14 protein-coding genes are annotated in these 16,209 nt (G+C 67.6%); 11 read left to right on the top strand and 3 right to left on the bottom strand.

Annotated elements, in window-relative coordinates:
• Nucleotides 1-144 precede the first annotated feature (144 nt).
• The 9 genes from ACYOEI_RS13540 (at nt 145) to ACYOEI_RS13580 (ending at nt 7,000) form a co-directional block, all read left to right on the top strand.
• Nucleotides 145-348: a hypothetical protein gene (locus tag ACYOEI_RS13540; RefSeq protein WP_462850031.1), complete on the top strand. Its 204-nt coding sequence runs from the start codon at nt 145-147 to the stop codon at nt 346-348.
• Nucleotides 349-533: 185 nt separating this feature from the next.
• Nucleotides 534-1,496: a DUF1559 family PulG-like putative transporter gene (locus ACYOEI_RS13545; RefSeq protein ID WP_462850032.1), complete on the top strand. Its 963-nt coding sequence runs from the start codon at nt 534-536 to the stop codon at nt 1,494-1,496.
• Nucleotides 1,497-1,508: 12 nt separating this feature from the next.
• Nucleotides 1,509-2,159, top strand: coding sequence for a peroxiredoxin family protein (locus ACYOEI_RS13550; protein WP_462850033.1), 651 nt, complete (start codon nt 1,509-1,511; stop codon nt 2,157-2,159).
• Nucleotides 2,160-2,177: 18 nt separating this feature from the next.
• Entirely contained in the window at nt 2,178-2,339 is a 162-nt protein-coding gene (locus ACYOEI_RS13555) for a hypothetical protein (RefSeq protein WP_462850034.1), read from the top strand.
• Nucleotides 2,340-2,343: 4 nt separating this feature from the next.
• Nucleotides 2,344-3,315 carry a DJ-1/PfpI family protein gene (locus ACYOEI_RS13560; protein WP_462850035.1) on the top strand — a complete coding sequence of 324 codons (972 nt, stop codon included), beginning with the start codon at nt 2,344-2,346 and terminating at the stop codon, nt 3,313-3,315.
• A gap of 6 nt (nt 3,316-3,321) precedes the next feature.
• A complete protein-coding gene (locus tag ACYOEI_RS13565) occupies nt 3,322-3,774 on the top strand; it encodes a cytochrome c (protein ID WP_462850036.1) in 453 nt (150 codons plus the stop codon).
• A gap of 175 nt (nt 3,775-3,949) precedes the next feature.
• Entirely contained in the window at nt 3,950-4,414 is a 465-nt protein-coding gene (locus ACYOEI_RS13570; RefSeq protein WP_462850037.1) for a hypothetical protein, read from the top strand.
• A 160-nt stretch (nt 4,415-4,574) separates the two neighbouring features.
• Nucleotides 4,575-5,579, top strand: a complete 1,005-nt coding sequence (locus ACYOEI_RS13575) for a DUF1559 family PulG-like putative transporter (RefSeq protein WP_462850038.1) — start codon at nt 4,575-4,577, stop codon at nt 5,577-5,579.
• Between the two features lie 23 nt (nt 5,580-5,602).
• On the top strand, nt 5,603-7,000 hold the full coding sequence (locus ACYOEI_RS13580) for a PepSY-associated TM helix domain-containing protein (protein WP_462850039.1): 1,398 nt from the start codon (nt 5,603-5,605) through the stop codon (nt 6,998-7,000).
• 90 nt (nt 7,001-7,090) lie between these two features.
• Here the strand turns inward: ACYOEI_RS13580 and ACYOEI_RS13585 are convergent, their stop codons facing one another.
• From ACYOEI_RS13585 to ACYOEI_RS13595, 3 genes are all read right to left on the bottom strand, one after another.
• Complete coding sequence (locus ACYOEI_RS13585) at nt 7,091-8,122, bottom strand: DUF1559 family PulG-like putative transporter (protein ID WP_462850040.1); 1,032 nt, start codon at nt 8,120-8,122, stop codon at nt 7,091-7,093.
• Nucleotides 8,119-9,189: a hypothetical protein gene (locus tag ACYOEI_RS13590; protein WP_462850041.1), complete on the bottom strand. Its 1,071-nt coding sequence runs from the start codon at nt 9,187-9,189 to the stop codon at nt 8,119-8,121. Before ACYOEI_RS13590 ends, ACYOEI_RS13585 begins: the two co-directional genes overlap by 4 nt.
• A gap of 62 nt (nt 9,190-9,251) precedes the next feature.
• On the bottom strand, nt 9,252-9,878 hold the full coding sequence (locus tag ACYOEI_RS13595; protein ID WP_462850042.1) for a 3-keto-alpha-glucoside-1,2-lyase-like domain-containing protein: 627 nt from the start codon (nt 9,876-9,878) through the stop codon (nt 9,252-9,254).
• A gap of 521 nt (nt 9,879-10,399) precedes the next feature.
• Here ACYOEI_RS13595 and ACYOEI_RS13600 point away from each other — a divergent pair.
• Nucleotides 10,400-13,429, top strand: coding sequence for a tetratricopeptide repeat protein (locus ACYOEI_RS13600; RefSeq protein WP_462850043.1), 3,030 nt, complete (start codon nt 10,400-10,402; stop codon nt 13,427-13,429).
• 310 nt (nt 13,430-13,739) lie between these two features.
• Nucleotides 13,740-16,061, top strand: coding sequence for a prenyltransferase/squalene oxidase repeat-containing protein (locus ACYOEI_RS13605; protein WP_462850044.1), 2,322 nt, complete (start codon nt 13,740-13,742; stop codon nt 16,059-16,061).
• The last annotated feature ends 148 nt before the right edge of the window (nt 16,062-16,209 follow it).

The following is a 16,209-nucleotide window of genomic DNA, read 5'->3' on the forward strand; positions in this document are numbered from 1 at the left end:
GAGCGAGACGACGACCAAGCCCACCATTGCAAGTGCAAGAGCTGCCGACCGGAGTCCTGTTGCTGCGGCCCGCGCAAGGCCAAGGTGGCGAAGGCTCCTATGCCTCAAGGCGATGGAATTCCCTCCGCGAGCTCCGGTCCGTGCATGAGCTCCGCCCCTTGCGGCGACCCGGGGCTTCCCGGGTCGTCGAGTCCCCTCCTCTTCGGTAAGGCTGCCGCGCTCGCTTCGTGCGATAGCCTCGCCCCCATCCTGTCCGAGCGGCTTGACGCCGCGTCTCCCTTCTTCGCGCTCCCCACCCCGCGGGATTCCCGCCTCGATGAGCCGCCGGAACGCTCGGCCGTCGCCTGATCCAATGCCCGCATCGCCGATGCGACTGGACCCCCGTCCGCACCACCAGGCCGGGGCCTAGGCTACGTCCGTGCCAAATCCAACCGCGACCCATGAACTCCGCGGCCCGCCGGGTCGTTGGCTTCACGCCGGTCCACGTTCCGAGTTCCCCCTCCACCCTCCCCCTTCTATTCGGGAGTTGCGAGATGCTTCGGCGTCGAGGTTTTACGTTGATTGAATTGCTGGTGGTCATCGCGATCATCGCCGTGCTCATCGCCCTCCTCTTGCCCGCCGTCCAGGCGGCCCGAGAGGCGGCGAGGCGGATCCAATGCACGAACAACTTGAAGCAGTTCGGGCTTGCTCTGCACGGCTATCACGACGCATGGAACGTCGTGCCCCCATCCGACGGGATATACCCGTTCAATTTCCCCACGCACGTCTACCTACTGCCCTACATGGAGCAGCAGGCGTTGTACAACCAATGTCGATTCTACAACGTTGATGGCAATACGCCCAACGCCTGGACGGGTCTGAACCTGACCGTGACGCAAACGAAAGTCGCCGTATTCCAGTGCCCTTCGGACTCCGGGGGAGTGCCCGGCAGCGCTGTGGCCGGAACGAACTACTCCTCCAGCGGCGGGACGGGCTTCGATCCCGGCATCGGCGACTACGATGGCAACTACGCGACCATCGACGGGGCGTTTGTCCTGAAGCAGTCTTTCGGCTTTGCCGGCATCACGGATGGGCTGTCCAACACGTCGGCTTTCAGCGAATCGGTGTACGGCGACGGGACGCCGGACGGCACGGCGATCGCAGGTGCCGTCGATCCGATGAGGGTGGCGATCTTTCTCCCCGCCGGCACGCTCACCACTCCCGCCAACTGCAAGGGAAATACCTACACGGGTCAGCGTGGCGTCCCCTGGACCCTCGGGGGCTACGACAACTCGCTGTACAACCACTTCACCACCCCGAATTCCCCTACGCTCGACTGCGTCAACGCCTACGACAATCCCGGCCTGAAGGCCGCCCGCAGCCGACATCCTGGCGGGGTCAACGTGGGGCTGTGTGACGGAAGCGTGCGCTTCGTGAAGAACTCGGTCTCGCTCGTCACATGGAAGGCGTTAGCGACCCGCGCAGGCGGCGAGGTCATCTCGGCGGATTCCTATTGAGGAGTGTCCCTGGTGAAGCGACTTCCGACGATTCTTTTCTTGCTCGCGTCGGCGGCGGTGGGCGGCTTGTACGCCTGGGCCCGTGCCCGCTCGGAATATCCGGAGGAAGGGCCGGAGCAAGTCGTCATCGAGGGCTCGCCGAAGCATCTCGTGACCTTGAAGATGGCGACGGCGAGCCGGGCGATGCTGGATCGGCCGGTCCAGGACTTCGCGAAGCCGGCCACCGACGGCGAGACGCACCGCCTCGGGAGCCTCCTCGGCCGCGGCCCCGTGCTCCTGACGTTCATCAAGGACGGTTGCCCGTGCAGCGAAGCGGCCCAGAGATACTTCAACGAGCTGCACGCCGCCTATCCGAAGGTCTCGATGTGGGGCGTCATCGACCAGGAACTCGGCAGGGCGAAGGAGTGGGCGAAACGGTTCCACGTCGCCTATCCGCTGCTCCTCGACCCCGAGGGCGACCTGGTCAAGAGCTTTGAAATCGAGAACTCCGCTTACACCGTGCTCGTCGGACGGCAGGGGAGTATCGAGAACCATTGGCCAGGCTACTCGGGGTCGATGCTCCGAGAGCTCGGTTCCTTGATGGCGAAGATGACCCACTCCCCGGAGACGCCGCTCGACCTGGCGGATGCACCGGAGGAGCTCTACACGGGTTGCCCGTTTTAACTCCAGGCTGGCCACGAGATGAAGCGCCGATCCCGCCGGAATATCGAGCGGATCGCGGCGGGGAACTGCCCCGGCGGCCCCGGAATCGTGGCCCGGGACGGTGCCTTCGGCGAGCGATACGCCCTCGCCGGGCCCGGCTCGGCCGTCCCGCTCCCATGGACCGCGAACTTTCGGAGATGATGATATGCGCAGAGTCATTGCGATTTCCTACGTCATGGCGATCCTATGCGTCCTCCAGGCCGGTCGTGCCTCCGCCGAGGACGCTCGAATCGTGCTCAAGGGCCTCGACCCCGTCTCGCTCGTGGAAGGCCGGGAGGAGCGGGGGAAGGAGCGGTTCGGCTCGAGCAGGGGAGGGTTTCGTTACCTGTTCGTCGACGCCGAGCACAAGGCCCGATTCGACGAAGAACCCGGCCGTTTCGCGGTCCGGGGCGACAAGTGTACGGTGATGCCGAAAGCCCCGGCCTCCCCCGACCTGTTCCTCGTCCACGAGGGGAAGATCTTCCTCTTCGGCTCGCCCCGATGCCTGGCGAGCTTCAAGGTGGACCCCGCGAAATATCTCGACGTGACGCCGCGAAAAAATGTTGCGATCTTCCTCTACGACGGGGTGGAGCTCCTCGACTTCGCCGGCCCGGGCGAGGTTTTCGCCGTCGCCGGGGAGGGCCGTGCCTTCAACGTCTTCACGGTGGGGGCGGCCTCGGGGACGGTCGAGAGCCAGGGGTTCGTCGCCGTGACGCCGCAATACACGTTCGCCGACTGCCCCAAGGTCGATGTCTTGGTCCTCCCCGGCGGGGCGACGCGAATTCCGCTCGCCGACCCGAGCGTCGTCGAATGGATCCGGAAGACATCGGGCGATGCCGAGGTCTCCCTCTCCGTGTGCACGGGGGCCTTCCTCCTGGCGAAAGCGGGCTTGCTCGACGGGCTCGATGCGACGACGCATCGGAGCTCGCTCGATGCTCTGAAGGCGGCATCGCCGAAGACGAGAGTCCTCGAAGGCCGCCGGTTCGTGGATTGCGGCAAGGTCGTGACCTCGGCCGGGGTGTCGGCGGGCATCGACGGCTCGCTTCATGTCGTGAGCCGAATGCTCGGCCGGGCCGCCGCGAGCGAGGCGGCGCGGGGGATGGAATACCACTGGAAGCACGATGCAAAGTCGGAGTGACTCGGAGTGTCGGACGAAACGTGGCTCACCACGGAGATTCGCAACATGAAGACGCTGGTACGTGCATTATCGGTCCTAGTGGTCTCGTGCCTCGCAACAACCCTGGTCGGTGCGGACGAAAAGGAGACCCCGACGATCAAGGAGGTGATGCAGAAGCTCCACAAGGGGGCGAAATCCCCCCTCGCGAAGCTCAAGTCCTCCCTCAAGGCGGAGTCGCCTGACTGGAAGAGCATCCAGGATTCGACGAAAGAATTCGTGATCCTCGGGGCGGCCCTCGCGAAGAACGACCCGCCGAAGGGCGAGAAGGCGGATTACAAGACGCTTGCCGACTCGTATTTCGAGCAATCGAAGGCGATGGACGACGCGGCGAAGAAGGAAGACAAGGACGCGGCGAATGCCGCGTTTACGAAGGTCTCCACCTCGTGCATGGCCTGCCACAAGGCCCACAAGGGGAGTTGAGTCGCTCCTGAAAACGCCCGCGTGGCCGCTGGTCGGCCACGCGGGCGGTCTTCCCATTCCGCGTCCGGAGGTCGGTCGGTCCGACCGCTCCGGGCCGTCGTTCGACCGTCCAAGTGGCGCCCCCGGGATCCCCTGCGGGTTGCCGGAAATGCTGCCATCCGGGAGCTTGTTTGTGGTGCGGTCCCGCCAAACCTCATTGTGGAAGACATTCCTCCGCCGGCTCGTGCCTGCCATGGTGCTGGCCTTTGGCCCGGTTTGGCCCGGCGAGGCGGTGGCATCATCCGTCTCCCCTGCGGCCGCGTTCGATGTCGACGAGCACGGCCAACATTGCCGATGCGGCACTCGATGCCGGGGTGCGTGCTGCTGCTGCGGGCCTCGGACGGAGAAGACCCGTCCGGGTCCGGCGCCGCTCTTGTGGGCCGACGCCGGCCCCTGCATGGACGCGGCACCTTGCGGCGACCCCGGCTTGCCGGGCGATTCATCGGCCAGCCCTCTCGGCAAGGCTGCCACCCTCGCCGGCGACCGCGACGCGTTGCCGCCGGACGCCGGCAGGCGACTTCCCGCGGCGACCCGCTGCGAGTTGCCGCCCCGGCGAGCCTCTCGCCTCGACGACCCGCCGGAATTCCCGACCGTCGCGTGATCCCGGGCCCGTGCTCCCGATCGAGCACCTCCACCGGCCGCCGTCCTTCGGCGTGCCGGGTGGCCACGTCCATCGCCCGATTTCACCGGATCGCTTCGTCCGTGATCGACCCGGTCCGTTGGCGGTTGCGATTCCATGTCTCACTCAAGGGAATTCCTCCATGCGTCGTCGAGCCTTCACCCTGATCGAATTGCTGGTGGTCATCGCCATCATCGCGGTGCTGATCGCCTTGCTTCTTCCCGCGGTCCAGGCCGCCCGCGAGGCGGCGCGTCGAATGCAGTGCAACAACAACCTCAAGCAACTGGGGATCGCGCTCCACAATTACGAAGGCACGAACAACGTCCTCCCCGCCGGCCGATTCGGCTACCCCTATCTGTGGTCTTCGTTGGCCTCGTTGCTCAATTACATCGAGGCCGCGAACATGTACAACGCGATCAATTTCGCCTTCCCTTCGGAGACGGCGCAGTTGCCGTATCCCGCGAATCTCACGGCGGAGTCGGCGGTCGTCCAGGTGTTCCTCTGCCCCAGCGACGGGCAGCGGCGGGTGGACCCGACCAACTTCGGCGCGACCAACTACGTGTCGAACTCCGGTACGGGCACGCTGAACAACGGGAGCTTCAATGTGCTCTCTGGGGCCGTGCGGCCGGACGGCCCGTTTTACAACACCAGCGCCATTCGCTTCGCCGCGATCTCCGACGGGTTGAGCGGCACGGCCGCCTACAGCGAGACGATCCTGGGGAATAACGTGACGACCTCGCCGGGGAGCTCCGCCCCGGCGGACGCCAGGCGACAGTTCGCGGCCTTCACGAAGTCGGGCTACCTCGGGACGCTCCCGCCCTCGCTGTTCCTCCCCCCCAGCACCTCGATCCCCGCGTGCAGCACGCCCGACCAATGGTCCGGCGACCGGGGCCGCGAATGGTCGAGGGGGAGCTACATCATGGCCTCGTATAATCACTTCTACACCCCAAACAGCAAGTCTCCGGACTGCACGGACGCGGGCCGGGCCGCCGCCGTCACCGCGCCCCGGAGCTTCCACCCCGGCGGTGTGAACATGCTGTTCCTCGACGGCCACGTCCAGTTCGTCAAGGACAGCGTCGGCCTTTCTCCCTTCCGGGCGATGTCGACCCGGGCCGGGGGTGAGGTCCTTTCTTCGGATTCCTTCTGACCGACTCGACCCGGAGTGTGACCATGATCGATCCCGAACAAACGACCGAGGGCCGCCGATGGCCCGACTACCGGGCCGTCTGGCGTTGGCATTTCTATGCGGGCGTCTTCTGCATTCCCTTCGTGGTGGTGCTCTCGATCAGCGGCTCGTTCTACCTGTTCAAGGAGGAGATCGAGGCCTGGATCGACCGCCCGTATGACGGGTTGGCCGTTCAGGGGGCGGCCGCTGCCGCCTCGAGGCAAATTTCGGCGGCGCTCGCCGCGTTCCCGGGGTCGGAGCTGCAGGGCTACGAACTCCCGCAGGCCGATGACGAATCCGCCCGCGTGGTCGTGGTCCAGGGCGGCGAGGCGATACGGGTGTATGTCCACCCCGAGAGCCTCGCCGTGCTGCACTCCGTCGCCGAGGACGACCGCGTGATGCGGTGGCTCTTCCGGATCCACGGTGAGCTGCTCATGGGAAATCGTGGCTCTGCGATCGTGGAGCTGGCCGCCTCGTGGGCGATCATCATGATCGTCACCGGCCTCTACCTGTGGTGGCCGCGCGGAGGGACGCGACTGGCCGGGGTCGTCTATCCTCGTTTGGGGCGAGGGCCTCGCGTCTTCTGGCGTGACATACACGGCGTGACCGGGATGTGGATCTCCGGACTTGCGCTCATCCTGCTGCTCACCGGCCTCCCCTGGGCGAAGTTCTGGGGCGACTACTTCCGCAACGTCCGACGGCTGACCGGCACGGCCGTCGTCCGACAGGATTGGTCGAACGGGGCCAGCTCGCGCTCGACCGAGGAGTCTGGTCACGGGCATGCCGGCCACGGCAGTGGTCGCCGGAGCCGCACGGCCAGGGACCGGCCGCCGGTGGACCTCTCGGCCGTCGATCGGATCGTCGCGACGGTCCGGCCGCTCCGGTTGCCGCCCCCCGTGGTGATCGCCCCGCCGGGTGCGAAGTCGTTCGGCGGGGCCGGACCGTCCTTCGACTGGACCGCCAAGTCGATGACGGCCAACCGTCCTTTCCGCGTCGACCTGGTCATGGACGGGACGACCGGCGCGATCAAGAGTCGAAAGGGCTTCGGGGACCGCCACCCGATCGACCGGGTCGTCGGCACCGGCATCGCGCTTCACGAGGGCCGACTCTTCGGCTGGCCCAACCAACTCCTCGGCCTGATCACGGCGGGGGGCCTGGTCCTCCTCAGCCTCAGTGCCGTCGTCCTCTGGTGGAGGAGACGAGACGCCGGGACCCTGGGGGCGCCGAAGGCCCTCGCCGAACCCGCGTCCTCTCCATGGTTCGCCCTGATCGTGCTCGCCTTCGTCGTCTATCTGCCCCTGTTCGGGGCCTCGATGATTGCCGTCGCCGTGATCGAGAGGGTGATCCTGCGTCGAATTCCCCCCGTGAGCGAGTGGCTAGGGCTCCGACCCTCGAGGGCTTGAGTGTCTCCGATTCTCCGTACAGTCGAATGAATTGAAAATATATAGAGGTGTTGCGGCATTGCATTGTCCAATGCCGCGAAACTCGGCCGGTCAGTAAGAATCGGCGCTGAGGACTTCGCCGCCGGCGACGGTGCCGAGGGCGCGCCAGACGAAGCCGTCGATGGTGCTCTTGATGAAGCGGACGCTGCCGTCGCCGGCGACGATGTTGACGCCGCCGGGGTGGTAGCTCCGGGAGGTGACGGCCGCGTAGGTCGGGCCGCCGACCCGCTCGCGAAAGCTGTTGATGTCGACGTCCGGGAGGGAGTAGCCGGGGCCGCCGGGGGTCTTCTTGTTGGGGGGCCAGGCGGTGGTCATCCCGATGTGGTGGACGGCGACCTCGGGCCATTCGCAGTGGCCTTCGGGGTGGAGCGTGCAGCCGGTCGCCTGATACTCGGGGGCGACGGCCTTCGGGTCGGCGTAGGGGCTCGGGACGTTGTCGGGGGCGTTGATCTGCGAAAGGGTGCCGCAGTCGCGCACGGTCATCTGCCAGTTCTTCACCTCGGCCATGAGCATCGTCTGGCTCGTGCCGTCGGTGAAGGCGGCCCAGCTCCGGCTGAGGTTCGGGCCGAACGCGCTCCGGGTGATCGCGCCGCCGGAGGGCCCCGCCCAGACGAACCAGTCGCCGAGGCAGAGCCCGTAGTTCGTCGGGCCGACGATCCCGAACGTGCCGTTCGACTCGCGGTCCGAGCGGACCTCGCTCGGGCAGAGGAAGACGCCGATCGTCTGGGCGGTCGCGGTGAGGTTGCCGGGGTCGCCGTAGCTGGAGCTCAGGTTCAACGCGTTGTAGATGTTGCCCTGCTCGACGTACTGGAGGATGCGCGCCAGGCCGCCGAAGTCGCTCGTCCAGAGCGTCCCGCTCGGCCGCCTGATCACGATCGCCGAGGGGGGGAGGCCGTCCCAGGTCATCTGGTAATTATGATGGGCGAGCCCGAGCTGCTTCAGGTTGTTCGAGCACTGGGCGCGCCGGGCCGCCTCGCGGGCGGCTTGCACCGCCGGCAACAGTAGCGAGATCAGGAGCGCGATGATCGCGATCACCACCAGCAGCTCGATCAAGGTGAAACCGCGGTTGCGACGCAACGTCATCGGCCCGCCTCCTTCCGCATCGGTACGTGTTGAGGATAATCCCAGCGTCCCACGTTATCGCGCAGCCAGTCGTAATAGAATCGCACGCCGCGATCGGTCGCGCTCGTGCCGTAGCCGCCGCGTTCGGGGTTCGGGGCGGTGTTGCTCCGGTTGGTGATCCCCTGGATGTAGGCGGCGTGGAAGAGCATGGCCGAGTTGGGGGCGGCCTTGAATCGCTCCCAGTCGGCCTGCATCTCGGCGAGGTCCCCCTTGGTGAAGATCCCGTCGTTCTCGTAGTAGTCGTGCCGGGTCAGCTCGACATTGACGACGAAGCCCTTGCTGGGGATCGCCATCGACTTCTGGATGATCCGGACGTCCATCCCCGGGTACTCGTCCTCGGTGCCGGTCTTCTCGGCCGGGCAGACGCCGACCTCGATGTCGGGGGCGATGGCCTTGAACCAGGACGTCAGCTTGGCCTTCTTGGAGGCCCCGTCGGGCTCGCGCATGAGGACCTGGTCCATACGCTCGGGGTTGTTGTACTCGTGGACGAGGTCGACGAAGACGTTCCGGAGCTGACGTTCCTTGAGGAAGTGGGCCACCTCCTCGACGGCCCGCTTGATGGCCGCGTCGTCGTAGAGGTTCTGGTCCTTGCTCGGCGAGAAGATGCCGACCATGATCACCATCCCGCGCTTGTCGGCCTCGCGGACGAGCCAGTCGAGGCGGGCGGCGACGTCAGGCTTGAGTTTGCCGTCGCGCTGGAGGCCGTCGTACCCGGCCTCTCGGTTCGGGAAGCCGCCGTTCGACCCCTGGACGTACAGGCCGAGGGCGTTGATGCCGTGGGCGACCATCGTGTCGAGGCAGTTCACGTGGCGTTCGGTCACGTTCCAGCTATAAAGCGCGTTGCCGCTGCGGATCCCCCAGAGCCGGACCTGGTGGCCGCCGAGGTATGGCCGGTCGTCGCGGATCTCGAATTCCTTGGTGGGGGTGGCCGGCCCGAGCTTGGGCTCCTGGGCCGAGGCGGGCCGAGACGAGGTCGTCGACGAGAGCATCGCGGCCAGGACGAGGGCTGTCCACAGGTGGCGTGACATGGTGGTCCTCTCCGGTGGTCGTTGAAATGTCCTTGCGCGTTCGAGGTCGTCGGGCCGAGGGCTCATTCCGAGACCATCAGGTCGTCGAAATACGTCTGTGCGTCCGACTTCGACCATAGGCCGATCTTGCCGGCGTCGGGGAAGGTCGAGTCTTCGGCGACGAGGAGCTTCCTGCCGTCGAGATAGCCGAAGATCTCTTCGCCCGACATGGTGATGCGGAGCGTGTGCCAGTCCGAGTCGCCGGGCGCGTCGGCGTGGTCGAGCTGGGTGCGCTTGCCCCCTTCGACCTTGTAGACCCGGAGGTTGTCCTCGAGGGGGTTGTAGCGGGCGACGTAGTAGTTGTCCTTGTCTCTCGCCCGCCAGATGACCCCGCCCCCCTGGTCGTCCCGGCCCGAGCGGGCCTTCACGCGGACGCTGATGTCGAGGTCCTTGTAGCTCGTGCCATCGACGAGCGCCACGTTGAAGTCCTTTTTTCCGCTCTCCGCACGCTGGGCGATGACGCGATTCTTCCCGTCGTCGATCACGACCCAGGTGCCGGCCTCGCCCGTGAACCCCGGCGCGATCTTGCCCGTGGGGTTCGACTCGAAGTCCCAGACGGCCTTCCCGGCCGCCCCGAGGCTCGAAAGCCCGATCACCACAACGGCGCCCAGGGCCCAGGGCCTGCCGACGAACCTCGACTGCTCGCTCATGACTCAACCTTCCCGCTGAGGATCGCCCGACATCCGGGACCAAACGGAACGATGGGGCCGGTTCGGGCTTGCCGCGACTCTTCCGAGCCTACCCCAAGCCTGGCCTCGCGGCGCTAACCGCCTCGACGAGGTCCCTTGCAATCTTTCCGGCTCGCGTCGTCACGTCCTCACTCGGGCGCCTTCGGGTTGAGATGCTATGACAACCGTCCATGGCACGCAAGCGTCGTGAGAATGAATTAATGAGGACAGAGACTCGTCACCTTCTTTCGAGCTCTGGAAGAGCGACAGAGTTGGTTCGGGCTGGGCTGTTTGCTCCCGAAACCGGGTGTTGGGGAGAGGTTCTGCGCGGGCGGTTCATCCGAGAAGGGCGGTGTGTCGGCCTTGAGTCGATGCGGAGGGTGCGGGTATAAGGAAGGCAATGCCGGGCGAAGGCGACATGGAGCGTCTCGACCCTCGGCGGTCATCTCCGGCTTCGAGGTCGGAGAATGACGGTCTACGGATCGAATCTGGGAGACGGAGCCGTGCCCCTCACCTCGCCTCGGTCCCGGGCGGGACGCGACCAGTTCGCGCTGGTGCTGGCGTTTCTCGGCGTGCTCGCGACGTTCGTTCGAGACGAGGCCCGAGCCCAGGCCCCTGCGCCCTCGGGCGAGGAGAAAGTGCAGGCGCCGGCGCCGAGGCAGGTTCCCGACACGCTGAACTTCGCCAACGGCTCGTTCCGCGCCCGCCGATACGAACTGGCCGCCAAGGCCTACGAGCGGTTCCTCAAGGACGCGAAACCGGGGCCCGATGCCGATGAGGCCTGGTTCGGGCTCGCCAACGCCCGGCTCTTCCAGGGGCGCTACGACCAGGCCCGGCAGGCGTTCGAGTCCTTCCTGAAGGTCGCGCCCGACCACCCGAACTCCGCGACCGCCCTGTACCGGATCGGCGAGACCTCGTACATGCTCGGCGACCTGCCGGCCGCGCGTCGGGCGTTCGAATCGTTCACCGAGAAGGCCAACGGCCACAAGAACCTCGAGACTGCCTGGCCCTACCTGGGCGAGGTCTGCTTCCGGATGCGCGACCTCGTTCGGGCCCATCAGGCGTACGACCAGGCCCTGGCGCTGTTCCCCGACGGCCGCCTGGCCGACCGTTCCCGGTTCGGCCTGGGGAAGACCCTGGCCGCTCAAGGAGAGCTGGACGAGGCGAGGAAGGTGCTTATGGAACTGGCGAAGCGAGGGGGCGAGTGGGCCGACCGTTCCTGGCTCCAACTCGGGAAGGTCGAGGCGGGCGCCGAGCGGTTCGCCGAGGCGCTCGCCGCGTTCGACAACCTCGAACGGGTCGCCCCCAAGAGCCCGCTATTGGACGAGACCCGGCTGAGCCGGGCCGAGGCGTTGATCCACCTGAATCGCCGCGACGAGGCCGAGGTCGTGCTCCGCGGGCTCGTCGCCGACGCGCCCCACAACCTCGCGGCCCAGGCGGCCTATACGCTGGGGAAGTCGCAGCTCGACTCCGACCATCCCGCCGAGGCCTTCGAGATCTTGAACGACGCCCGAGGCCGGTTCTCGAAGACGGTGACCGCGCCGGCGTTGACCTTCTATGCGGGCGAGGCGGCCTGGAAGCTCAAGCGAGCGAACGATGCACGGGCCCTCTTCCTCAAGGTGGCCGAGCTCGGGCCGAAGGAACCCCTGGCCGACGACGCCATGGTCCGCGCCGCGAGGGCCGCACTTGAAGCGGCCGACCACAAGACGGCCGGGGCCCTGGCCGGCGCGTTCGCGACCCGGTTCCCCGACAGCCCCCTCCGCGCCGATGCCCGCCTGATCGAGGCCCAGGCGGCGGTCGCCACCGGCCGGCCCAAGGATGCAATCGCGATCCTCGAGGCCTCGATCGCCGAGGACAAGCCGACCGCCAACACCGCCCAGGCCCAGCGGTATTACCTCGGCGTGGCCTACCGCCGAGACGGGCAGACGGCCAAGGGGGACGAGATCCTCGCGACCCTGGTGAAGACCCCGAACGACCCAGCCGCAGCGAACGCCCAATACGTGGTGGGGCAGGGGCACTTCGACGCCGAGCGGTATGCGGAGGCGATCCCGGCGTTCGACGCCTACCTCGCGAGCAAGCCCGACGGCGAGGTCGCCGCCGACGCCTTGATGTCGATCGCCTGGTCCCGGATCGAGCTCGGCCAGCTCGACGAGGGGGCGAAGACCCTCGAGCAGTTGTCGAGTAAGTTCCCCATGAGCAAGTGGATCGCGCCGACGCGGCTCCGCCTCGCGTGGGCGCTCTTCGAGAAGGAGAAGCCGGTCGAGGCCGCCGCCGCGTTCGAGGCGATCGTGGCGTCGGGCGACGAGAAGCTCGCCCCCGAGGCTGCCTGGGGCCGAGCCCGGGCCCTCGACGCCGCCAAGCAGACCAACGACGCCTTGAAGGCCTACGCCCTGGTCGCCGAGAAGTACCCCGACGGCGAACGCAGCGGGCTCGCGACCCTCGCCCAGGCCCGACTCCTGACCGACGCGAAGCGCCCGGCCGAGGCCGCGGCGATCTACGAGCGTTACCTCCACGACCATCCCGACCCCAAGGCCGCGCCGAAGGGGGCCGAGGTCGACGCCTTGCTCTCCGAATGGGGCTGGTCGCTCGTCGACGCGGGCAAGACGGAGGACGCCGACCGCGTCTTCTCCCGCCTGCTCCAGGAATACCCCGAGAGCCCCTACGCCGCCGATGCCCGCGTGAACCTGGCCGACACGGCCTACCGCGCCAAGAACTACGCCGAGGTCGTCACGCTGCTCTCCCCGCTCGTCGCCGAAGGGGCGACGCTCTCCGAGCGCCTCGGCCCCTCCGCCTTGCTCCTCTTCGCCCAGGCCCAGGACAAAACCAAAGCCTGGGCCGAGGCGGCGAAGTCGCTCGACCGGCTCAATACCCAGTATCCCGAGAACCCCTACCGGCGCGAGTCGAAGTTCCTCCGGGCCGAGGTCGCGCTCAAGGCGGGCGACGCCGAGACGGCCGAGGCCGGATTCGCGGCGCTGGCAACCGAGCCCGCCGTCGAGGCCGACCCCGATCGCTTCGGCGCCGCGATCCGACGCGGGAGGATCCAGGCACTCCTGGCCTTGAAACGCTGGCAGGACGTGCTCACCGCCTCCGACGATTTCAAGGCGCACTCGCCCAAGGATCCCCTGATCGCCGAAGTCGACTACGCGAAGGGGCGCGCCCTCCAGGGCCTCGCGAAGTTCGACGAGGCCCGAGAGGCCTACCAGGCCGTGATCGAGGCCCGAAAAGGGGGAGACCTCGCCGCCCGCGCCCAACTGATGCGGGGTGAAACGTATTTTCACGTCAAGAATTACGAGGAAGCCCTCCGCGAGTTCTTCACGGTCGACACCCTCTACGACGCCCCGACCTGGCAGGCCGCCGCGCTCCTCGAGGCGGGGAAAATCTACGAGCTCCTCGACCGCTGGGCCGACGCCGCCGAAACCTACGAAGGGCTGCGTTCCAAGTTCCCCGACGACCCGAGCTCCCAAGAGGCCAAGTCCCGCCTCGAGGCCGCCCGGGCGCACGCCAAGAAGCCTTCCGACACCGAGACCCGCTGAGCCCCGAACCCCTCTCGCTTTATGAGCTAACCCGGTTTTTTAAAAAGAGACCGGGTGCCTGGGGAGATCTTGGGAGATGGGCCTCGCCGGAAATCGGGACGGATCCAGTGGCATGGATGGCGACCCGAGGCCGATTCTCTTATAAAAGTTGGTCACGGGCCCCGCATCCTCTCCGAAGCGGGTGCCCGGACGGAGGCCCCGGGATGATCTCCCCGGGAGGAGGCCGAGGCGTCCGAGGGCGGGACGGCCGCGTGGCGGAGCTCACCGACAGGAGGCTTCGGTCCGGAGGACCCCGGCGAGGCATGATGCGATGACCGGCCTGAACCTGGAATCGTTCCTGCACTTGCTCCGGGCCGACCTCGGCGCGTGGGCGACGCTCGCCCTGATCGCCCTGATCCTCGCCCTCATGACCTGGACGAGCTGGGGGTCGCGACGGGCCTTGCGCAAGTGCCTGGTCCTCTCCGTCGCCGCCCACATCGTCCTCGTCGCGTACGGCAGCACCATCCCGATGGTCCTCCTGGCCTTCACCCCGAGGGCCAACCCCGAAGCGTCCCGCGACCGGATCAAGCAAATCAAAGTGGCCCCCTGGGCGGTCGGCGACGACCGCTCCAAGTCGGCGGTCGCCTCGGGCAAGTCGGGGCATCGGGTCGACGATTGGGACGAGGCGAAAGAAGACCTCGCGCTGGCCGAGCCGAAGGTCAACCCGGCGAGGCCCGAAGGCCCGAAGCCCGAGGAAGCCCAACCCTCGGCCCCGCCCCCACTGCCTCCGGAGACGGCGACCCCCGTGCTAAACCCGCCGCTGTCGCCCGCCGTCGAGTCGCCCCCAGCCGAGACGCAAGACCCTTCACCAACACTCGATCAGGCTGCGCCCGCCGACCCTTCGGAGATTGCGCCTGCGGTGATCGCCCGCCCGAGCACCCCGGAGGTCGAGGTCTCGCCGCTCGACGCGGTCCAGGTCCGCCGACGCTCCTCGGCCGTCACGGCGGAGGCCAAAGACAAGGAGGGTGCCCGCCCCTCGCGCGACGACCTCCCGACCTTCGTGCCACCAATCCCCGCCTCGGTCGCCGATTCCGAAGGCCCTCCTCAGGTCGCCCTCGGCCCTCCCCTTGAACGGCCCAATCTCGCCGATGCTGATGCGGACGAGTCTTCGATGCGAAGGCCGGGGGAGGGCGGGCCTCCCGACTCTGTCGCCGGGGACCCGAACGCCTCCGGGGTCTCGGCCCCCATCGTCAAGCGTCGCGACGACGCACCGGCCGCGCCCGAGATGCCCGCGATCGACGTACGCCGGCGCACCCGTCCGAACCGGGCCGACACGAAGCCGGACGCTCGCACCCTGGATCGCTCGAAGGCCCTGGAGTCCTTGGCCCTGTCGAGGACCATGCCGGACGGGCTCCCGGCGCTACCCGAGGTCCGGGGCGCGACCGGCGGCCGGCCGTTGACCGACGTCCCCGAGGTCTACCGCTCCCGCCTCGATCCCAACCGCTCTTCCCTGGCCCAGCGGGCCGGCGCGAGCGCGGCGAGCGAGCAGGCCGTCGAGCGGGCCCTCGACTGGCTCGCGCGCCACCAGGACAACGACGGACGTTGGGACGCGGGCGTCGCCCGCTTCCCCGACGGCACCCCGGTCAAGGGGGACGACGACTTCACCGTCCATTGCCCCCTTGGAGAGCCCTGCACGGGCGAATGCTTCTACTGGGAGGCCGACACCGCCCTGACCGGCCTCTCGCTCCTCGCGTTCCTCGGCTCGGGCTACACCCACACCGACGGCAAGTACACCGAGACCGTCGGCAAGGGCCTGGACTTCCTCCGCAAGGCCCAGAAGGACAACGGCGACCTCCGGGGCGACAGCAAGGCCGTCGGAATGTACTGCCACGCGATGGCCTCGCTGGCACTCTGCGAGGCCTACGCGCTGACGGGCGACGCCCAACTCCGCGAGCCCGTCGGCCGTGCGATCGACTTCCTCGTCCGCTCCAGGGCCCGCGACGGCCTTGCCTGGCGTTATCAGCCCGGGGCCGACCGGGGAGACACCAGCATCCTCGGTTGGGTGGTCATGGCGCTCAAGTCGGCGAAGGTCGTGGGCATCCCGATCCCCGGCACGGTCCAGAACGGGACGCTCACCTGGCTCGGCCGGGTCGCGAGCGGCACCGATCGCGGCCTGGCGAGCTACCAGCCCGGCCAGCCGCCGACCCCGACGATGACCGCCGAAGCCTGGGTCTGCCGCCAGTTCCTCGGCGTCGGCGGCCCCGGCGCCACCAGCGACGAGTCTGCCGGCGAGCTCCTCGCCAACGCCCCCAACCGCCCCGGCCGCGACGCCTACAACCTGTACTACTGGTATTACGGCACCCTCGCCATGTACCAGCACGGCGGCAAGGATTGGACCCGCTGGAATGCCCAGGTCCGCGACCAGGTCGTCCGCCGCCAACACCTCGACGGCCACCGCGCCGGCAGTTGGGACCCCGACGACAGCGACTACGGCGCCCGCGGCGGCCGGATCTACTGCACGGCCCTCGCGACCCTGACATTAGAAGTCTACTACCGCTTCCTCCGCCTCTACGACGAACCCGACGCCTCCCCCGCCTCCCCACCTCTCTCCCCCGCCCGCGCCGGCAACCCTCCCCGGCGGAATCGCTCCTGATCGTCCCGGGGCCAGCCCTTGGTTGGAAGAGGTTATTAGCCACGGGCTGAACACGGATGAGCCATGGAAAATTAAATTAAATGATTAGTTAGTTGATTTTATGGTTTTGTTTCATCTGTGGCGATCTGCGTTATCCGTTGATAAATCT

The sequence above is a fragment of the Singulisphaera rosea genome (assembly GCF_054877945.1).